Genomic DNA, 5,521 nt, shown 5'->3' on the forward strand with positions numbered 1-5,521 from the left:
GAGCAGGTCGAGCCAGCCTCACCGTACTAGAACCCGGGATGCCGGCCGAGCAGGGCGCGGCCCTTGCCCTGACTCCGGCCGGTCAGGTGAACCCTGGCGGGGGTTCGCGCCGCAGCGGGATTGAGCCGACGTTCAGCCGGCCACCCGGCGGCGAGATTCCGCGACGGGGTTTTCCTGGTCCTGGTGCAGCAGGCGTGGCGACCGGCAATTGGGCCGAACGCCTGATTCGATAACCGGCGCGCGGGGCGGCCGAATCTCAGCCCAGGTCTGCGTTGGGCATGCCCTGGATGTGGTACCCGGCGTCGACGAAGAGGATTTCGCCGGTGATCCCGGATGCCAGGTCGCTGCACAGAAACGCGGCCGTGTTGCCCACTTCCAGCGGTTCCACGTTACGGCCCAGAGGCGCCGCCTGCGCCGTGGCACTGAGCATGTCGCGGAAACCGGAGATGCCCGCGGCGGCCAGGGTCTTGATCGGTCCGGCGGAAATGCCGTTCACGCGGATGTTGCGGGGGCCCAGTTCCGCCGCCATGTAGCGTACCGAGGCTTCCAGACTCGCCTTGGCCGGTCCCATGACGTTGTAGCCGGGCAGTGCCCGTTCCGCGCCGAGATAGGTCAGCGTGAGCATCGAGCCGCCGGATTCCGGCATCAGCGGATAAAGGGCCTTGCCCAGGGCTGCGAAACTGTAGGCGCTGATATCGTGCGCGACGGCAAAGCCGTCCCGGGTCACGGACTCGAGGAATCCGCCCTTGAGCAGTTCGCGCGGTGCGAATCCGATGGAGTGGATCAGGATGTCGACGCCGCCCCACTGCGATTCGAGTGACTGCACCAGATCGGCAATCTGTTCGTCGGAGGTGACGTCCAGTGGCAGACAGAGCTCGGCGTCGTATTCCTCGGCGGCTGCTTCGACCCGGCTCTTGAGCTTGTCACCGGCGTAGGTCAGCGCGAGTTTCGCACCCTGTTCATGCATCGCCTGCGCGATGCCCGAGGCGATGGATCGCGGGCTTGCGATACCCGTGATCAGCGCGCGCTTCCCTGCGAGAAATCCACTCATGTCGAGTCTCCGTTGCGAGGCGCCGCACCGGCAATCAAGGTCCGGAGCAGGGCGCCACTATTTCCGAATACGGTCAGCCCGACGATCAACCCGGTTCAAAGAACAGCGGGTAGTCCAGTGTGATCGGCGGCACGTCCTTCGCACCGAAATTCATCAGGCGGATGCGGTTGAGAATCTTGCTTTCCAGATCCGCGTTGTTGAGCTGCGATTCGACGATTTCCACCGCGCTGACGGCTCCGCTCGGGGCGATCGTGAGTCGAACCACGACCTTGCCTGACAGGGTCGGATCCTGTCGTCGCGCGCGGTTGAAGATCGAGTAGAAGGCACCCTTGGTGCGATCGAACACAATCTGGATTTCGTCGATGGGCCGGCCCTTGCCCGGTGCGCTGCCGCCGGACCCACGGGCGGGTGCGCCGCCACCACCGCCACCACCGGCGGCGGGGCCCTGCACCCGTGTCGTTTCCCGCGATGCCAGGCCGGTGCCACCGCCGTCGCGGGCGATCTGGCTGGTATCGATACCGGAACTGCCGGAGCTTGCGCTGGACAGCAGCTCGGAGGTTGATGTCGACGATCCTGAACGCCGTGCGCCTCCCGATGCCGTTGGTGCGGCGGTGACCAATGCCTGCGGGTTGGTGAGTGCGGCGGTCGATTGCTCCGTTCTCAGGTCCGCGAACGCGTCACGAATCTGGGAGATGCCGCTGGCTTCGGCGCGCTCACGCGCCTGTTCCACCTGCGTCTCCTGGGTGGGTTCGGGTGTTGGCGCCGGCTGGGGGCGCTCCTGCGGCTTCGGCTGCTCCGGTTCCGGTTCGGGCTCGGGTTCCGGCTCCTCGGGTTCCTCCGCCGGCTCCTCTTCCGCGGCCGGCTCGGGCGCTTGGGTCTCGGCCTTGGGCCCGGGCGGGGCACGCTCGAGGAGCAGGCGGGCGTATCGATCGGACAGCTCGTCGCCCACGCCGTCCTCGTCACCCGCCATCCGGACGAACTGAATGGCGAGCGTCAGCGACAGGAACAGGACCAGCGTGACCGCCAGAATCCGGTTGAACCGGCGATCCGTCTCGTCAACGCCTAGTGTCCAGGCGGAGTGCAGGGCATAGCTTGCGGTCATGCGTCCGACCCGGATTCGACTTCTGTTTTCTGAAGAATGGCCAGTGAGATCGCGGCGTACTCGGCCTCGGTACAGGCCATCATGACGCGGCGGATGACCTTGTAGGGAATACTGCGATCGGCAAGAACGGTGACCTCGCCACGTCCCTCGGTTTCGGTGCCGTCGGCATAGCGCAGCAGTTCCTTGGGCACTGATTCCAGCTTGGCTCGGACGGCATCCAGTCGTTCTGCGGCCTCGGCGTCGGCCACGGTCATTGCCGGCTCGCCGTTCACCAGGATGTCGGTGCGGGTGATCATCACGCTCACCGTCTCACCGGCCTTGGTGTCCTCGAAGGCTTCCGGTAGCTGCAACTGCTTGGCGCTGGGCAACGTTTCCACGGCCGACGAGTTCACCAGCAGGAAGAACACCAGGATCGTGAAGATGTCCATCAGCGAAATCATGTTCATCGAGGCAACGCGTCCCTTTTTCGCGTTGCGTTCGCGCATGCGCTGGGCACGACGTGATTCCTTCATCCGTTGCTCTCGGTTGCGCGCGGCGGAGCATCGCCGATCGCGATATTCGGGAACAGCTGCCGGCGGTCCGCGGTCGACACGGCATCCTCCGTGGGCCAGCTCATCCGGATCGAGTCCATGACCTGGATCAGCAGGTCGTATTCCACGTCGGGCTCCAGAAGAACCGTCGCGCTGGTGACTTCGGAGGCGATGCGGTCACGAAGCGTGACGATCAGCTCGTTCAGCGCCTGATAGTTGTAGCCATCAGGGCCTGGTTCGAAGCTTTGCAGGACCGACCCGTTCACAGCGACCTGGATCCGATCCAGCCGAACGATTACGGAGAGGCTGTCGCGTTCGTTCTGCTCGGGTACGGATTCCGTATCGGGCGCCGGCAAGTTCAACTGCACGACCGCCAGTCGCGAAAACACCGCCGTGATCAGCAGAAACGGCACGAGAACGACCATCAGGTTCATGAAGGCCGTGATGTTCATTTCGGCCGGATCGCGCTGCCGCATCCGGTGTAATCGCGAGGTGATCATGCCGGTTCGGTGGTCCGGGTGGTGTTCAGGAACTTCACGCTGGCCATTTCGATGCTGTCCACCAGCGCCGTCGTGCGCGTCTGCAGCACGGCGTGCAGCAGCAGCAGCGGAATGGCGACGATCAGTCCGAATGCCGTGGTGTTCATCGCCACCGAGATACTGGCCGACAGCAGGTCAGCCTTTTCCGCGGGGTTCACGTTGGCCACCGCGGTGAAACCCGCGATCAGGCCGATGATGGTTCCCAGCAGGCCCAGCAGCGTGGCGACGTTCGCCAGCACGGCCAGATAGTGAGTCCGTTTCTCAAGCTGAGGCGTGACTTCCAGCAGGCTTTCCTCCATGGACATTTCGACGTCCTGGCGGTTGCTGCTGGTGCGCATCCGGCTGATCCCGTAGGCCAGCACCTGTCCGACGGCCGCATCCGATTTGCTCGCGACCTCGAATGCTCCGTCATAGTCGCCATTGGAGAGCAGCGGCTGGAGCTTTTCCCACAGCTTGCGATTCCCGGCTTCCGAACGGGTGAGATAGATGTATCGCTCGATGGCGATGGACAGACCGATCGCGAGAATGATCACGATCGGGTACATGAACGGTCCGCCGTTTTGGAAAAAGCGGACAATGGTGCCGAACACCTCCATACGATTGCCTCTCGTTTTACTGCGTTAGTAAGTAGGTCCAGACGTTATTCGGGCGGGCGCCTGGCGGATTCCAGGGCCTGCCAGTATTGCATCTGCCGACGGAACGCCGGCGGGTCGATCGGCACAAGTGCCTCTTCCAGCAATTTGGCCGGCTTCTCGATCCCTTCCTCCGGAGGGGAATTGCGCCACGGCGTGATGTACAGCCCGATCGGCAGTTCCCGCTCGCCTCGAATGGTTGCGCCCTGCAGCTCGATCGGTTCTTCGACCGGCTGAGCGGACGCCGCCATCGCGACGATCAGGCCGAAGAGTACATGAGGTACGTGCCTCAGAACGAGTGGGAAGCGGCTCATTGCGTCCTCCGTTCCAGATCAGCAATCCAGATGCCAACTGTGTCATCCGGCTCCGCGAGCATCTCCTGATAGGCGCGGTAGGCCGCGAGGGCCTTTTCCGGCTTGCGCAGGTAAAGGTCGTAGAGGATGCCGAGGTTGCGTTGCGCGTCCGTGAAGGTCGCGTCGGCGGACAGGGCCTTGCGATAAGCCAGCTCGGAGGCTTCGAAGTTGCCGGCGCGACGTTCGAGCAGGCCCTGCAGGTTGTAGGCAGGGGCGCTGCGCGGGTTGCGTTCCACGGCTTGGCGGATCAACTCCAGTGCCTCCTCGTTCTCACCGCGCTGCGCGAGCAGCCCCGCAAGATTGCTGTAGGGACCGGCGATCTGCGGGTAGTTGCGGATCATCGTGCGCAGCGCGGATTCCGCGGCAGCCTCGTTGCCTCGCTTGAGCGCGTTGATCGCAGCGGCGAAATCGTTGAACGCGGCATCCGGAATCTCGATTTCCGGTACCGGCGGCAGGGCGATCGGGGCCTGCGCGGTCTCTTGCGGCTGGCTTGGCGTCGGCGATGTCGCGCAACCCGCCAGCATCGCCGCCGCGAGCGCCAGACAGGACGCCCGTCTAGCGAATCGTATTGATCGGAAGCTCATAATTTTCCTGCTTGGCGTAGCGTGCGGGCACGATTTCGGCGAGGGCCTCGATACTGCGCTGCACCCACTGATCGTAGACACCCTGGTCCATTCGCTCGACGTTGGACTCGAAGACATCGATGGCCTGTTCCTCGATCGGGAACGCCTGCTCCTCGAGCAACAGTTCGTACTGCTCCAGTTCCAGTGCGGACAGTCCGGCGGGTCGCTGCGAGGCCATCAGATCGCGGCTCAGCGTCAGGTAGATCGACCCGACCCGATAGGTGGCCTCGGTGGCGATCTCGGCGACACCCGATTGCGCGGCCGACCGGTAGGCCTCCAGTGCCTGGTCCATCGCCGCGCGCTTGCGGGTCAGGCTGGCCTGGAGGGGCAGGGTCAGCTTCACAGCCTCGAAGCGGGCGAGTTCGGTTTCGGCCATGACCAGGGCCGCCTTGGCCGCCAGATAGCGGCTGCGGTCGGTTTGCTCGGCGCCGGCCCCGGCGTTGGCGTTGATCAGTTGCCGGCGCCAGTAGGCGACTTCGCTGGGCTGATTGAGCTCGTCGTGAATCTCGATCAGACGTTGCCGGATCTCGATGCCTTCCTCGAACGGTACGGGGAACTGCGCCAGATAGCTGGCGTAAGCGCGGGAGGCCGCGGCCAGAGCGCCGTTCTCGTCGTAAAGCTCGGCTGCGCGGATGGCTGCTTCGCGTCTCGTGGTCTCATTCTCGCCCTGATCGCCAGCCATGCGACTGAA

At 64.4% G+C, this 5,521-nt stretch carries 8 protein-coding genes; all 8 read right to left on the reverse strand.

Translation table 11 applies throughout. The features are described 5' to 3' along the window. Positions 1 to 256: 256 nt before the first annotated feature. The gene (locus tag ABNS06_RS14485; protein ID WP_348675306.1) at positions 257 to 1,051 is read right to left on the reverse strand and encodes an enoyl-ACP reductase; all 795 of its coding nucleotides are present in this window, start codon (positions 1,049 to 1,051) and stop codon (positions 257 to 259) included. 85 nt (positions 1,052 to 1,136) lie between these two features. Continuing rightward, positions 1,137 to 2,153 (reverse strand): AgmX/PglI C-terminal domain-containing protein, encoded by a 1,017-nt coding sequence (locus tag ABNS06_RS14490; protein ID WP_348675307.1) that lies wholly within the window; start codon positions 2,151 to 2,153, stop codon positions 1,137 to 1,139. Then, on the reverse strand, positions 2,150 to 2,665 hold the full coding sequence (locus ABNS06_RS14495; RefSeq protein WP_348675308.1) for a biopolymer transporter ExbD: 516 nt from the start codon (positions 2,663 to 2,665) through the stop codon (positions 2,150 to 2,152). The genes ABNS06_RS14490 and ABNS06_RS14495 overlap by 4 nt, the downstream gene beginning before the upstream one ends. Further along, the gene (locus ABNS06_RS14500; protein ID WP_348675309.1) at positions 2,662 to 3,159 is read right to left on the reverse strand and encodes a biopolymer transporter ExbD; all 498 of its coding nucleotides are present in this window, start codon (positions 3,157 to 3,159) and stop codon (positions 2,662 to 2,664) included. The genes ABNS06_RS14495 and ABNS06_RS14500 overlap by 4 nt, the downstream gene beginning before the upstream one ends. Before the next feature lie 20 nt (positions 3,160 to 3,179). Continuing rightward, positions 3,180 to 3,767: a MotA/TolQ/ExbB proton channel family protein gene (locus tag ABNS06_RS14505; RefSeq protein ID WP_348675310.1), complete on the reverse strand. Its 588-nt coding sequence runs from the start codon at positions 3,765 to 3,767 to the stop codon at positions 3,180 to 3,182. Positions 3,768 to 3,862: 95 nt separating this feature from the next. After that, positions 3,863 to 4,168 carry a hypothetical protein gene (locus ABNS06_RS14510; protein WP_348675311.1) on the reverse strand — a complete coding sequence of 102 codons (306 nt, stop codon included), beginning with the start codon at positions 4,166 to 4,168 and terminating at the stop codon, positions 3,863 to 3,865. After that, positions 4,165 to 4,791, reverse strand: coding sequence for a tetratricopeptide repeat protein (locus ABNS06_RS14515; RefSeq protein ID WP_348675312.1), 627 nt, complete (start codon positions 4,789 to 4,791; stop codon positions 4,165 to 4,167). The genes ABNS06_RS14510 and ABNS06_RS14515 overlap by 4 nt, the downstream gene beginning before the upstream one ends. Next, positions 4,763 to 5,521: hypothetical protein (locus tag ABNS06_RS14520; RefSeq protein ID WP_348675313.1), on the reverse strand; the 759-nt coding region annotated here is incomplete at its 5' end. The genes ABNS06_RS14520 and ABNS06_RS14515, both read right to left, overlap by 29 nt.

The organism is uncultured Abyssibacter sp., from assembly GCF_964000955.1.
Taxonomy (GTDB): Bacteria; Pseudomonadota; Gammaproteobacteria; order Nevskiales; family OUC007; genus Abyssibacter.

What these genes read in the sequence shown, in the direction of transcription:
- ABNS06_RS14485 (WP_348675306.1), bottom strand. Translation starts at nt 1,051, where the DNA reads ATGAGTGGATTTCTCGCAGGGAAGCGCGCGCTGATCACGGGTATCGCA.
- ABNS06_RS14490 (WP_348675307.1), bottom strand. Translation starts at nt 2,153, where the DNA reads ATGACCGCAAGCTATGCCCTGCACTCCGCCTGGACACTAGGCGTTGAC.
- ABNS06_RS14495 (WP_348675308.1), bottom strand. Translation starts at nt 2,665, where the DNA reads ATGAAGGAATCACGTCGTGCCCAGCGCATGCGCGAACGCAACGCGAAA.
- ABNS06_RS14500 (WP_348675309.1), bottom strand. Translation starts at nt 3,159, where the DNA reads ATGCGGCAGCGCGATCCGGCCGAAATGAACATCACGGCCTTCATGAAC.
- ABNS06_RS14505 (WP_348675310.1), bottom strand. Translation starts at nt 3,767, where the DNA reads ATGTACCCGATCGTGATCATTCTCGCGATCGGTCTGTCCATCGCCATC.
- ABNS06_RS14510 (WP_348675311.1), bottom strand. Translation starts at nt 4,168, where the DNA reads ATGAGCCGCTTCCCACTCGTTCTGAGGCACGTACCTCATGTACTCTTC.
- ABNS06_RS14515 (WP_348675312.1), bottom strand. Translation starts at nt 4,791, where the DNA reads ATGAGCTTCCGATCAATACGATTCGCTAGACGGGCGTCCTGTCTGGCG.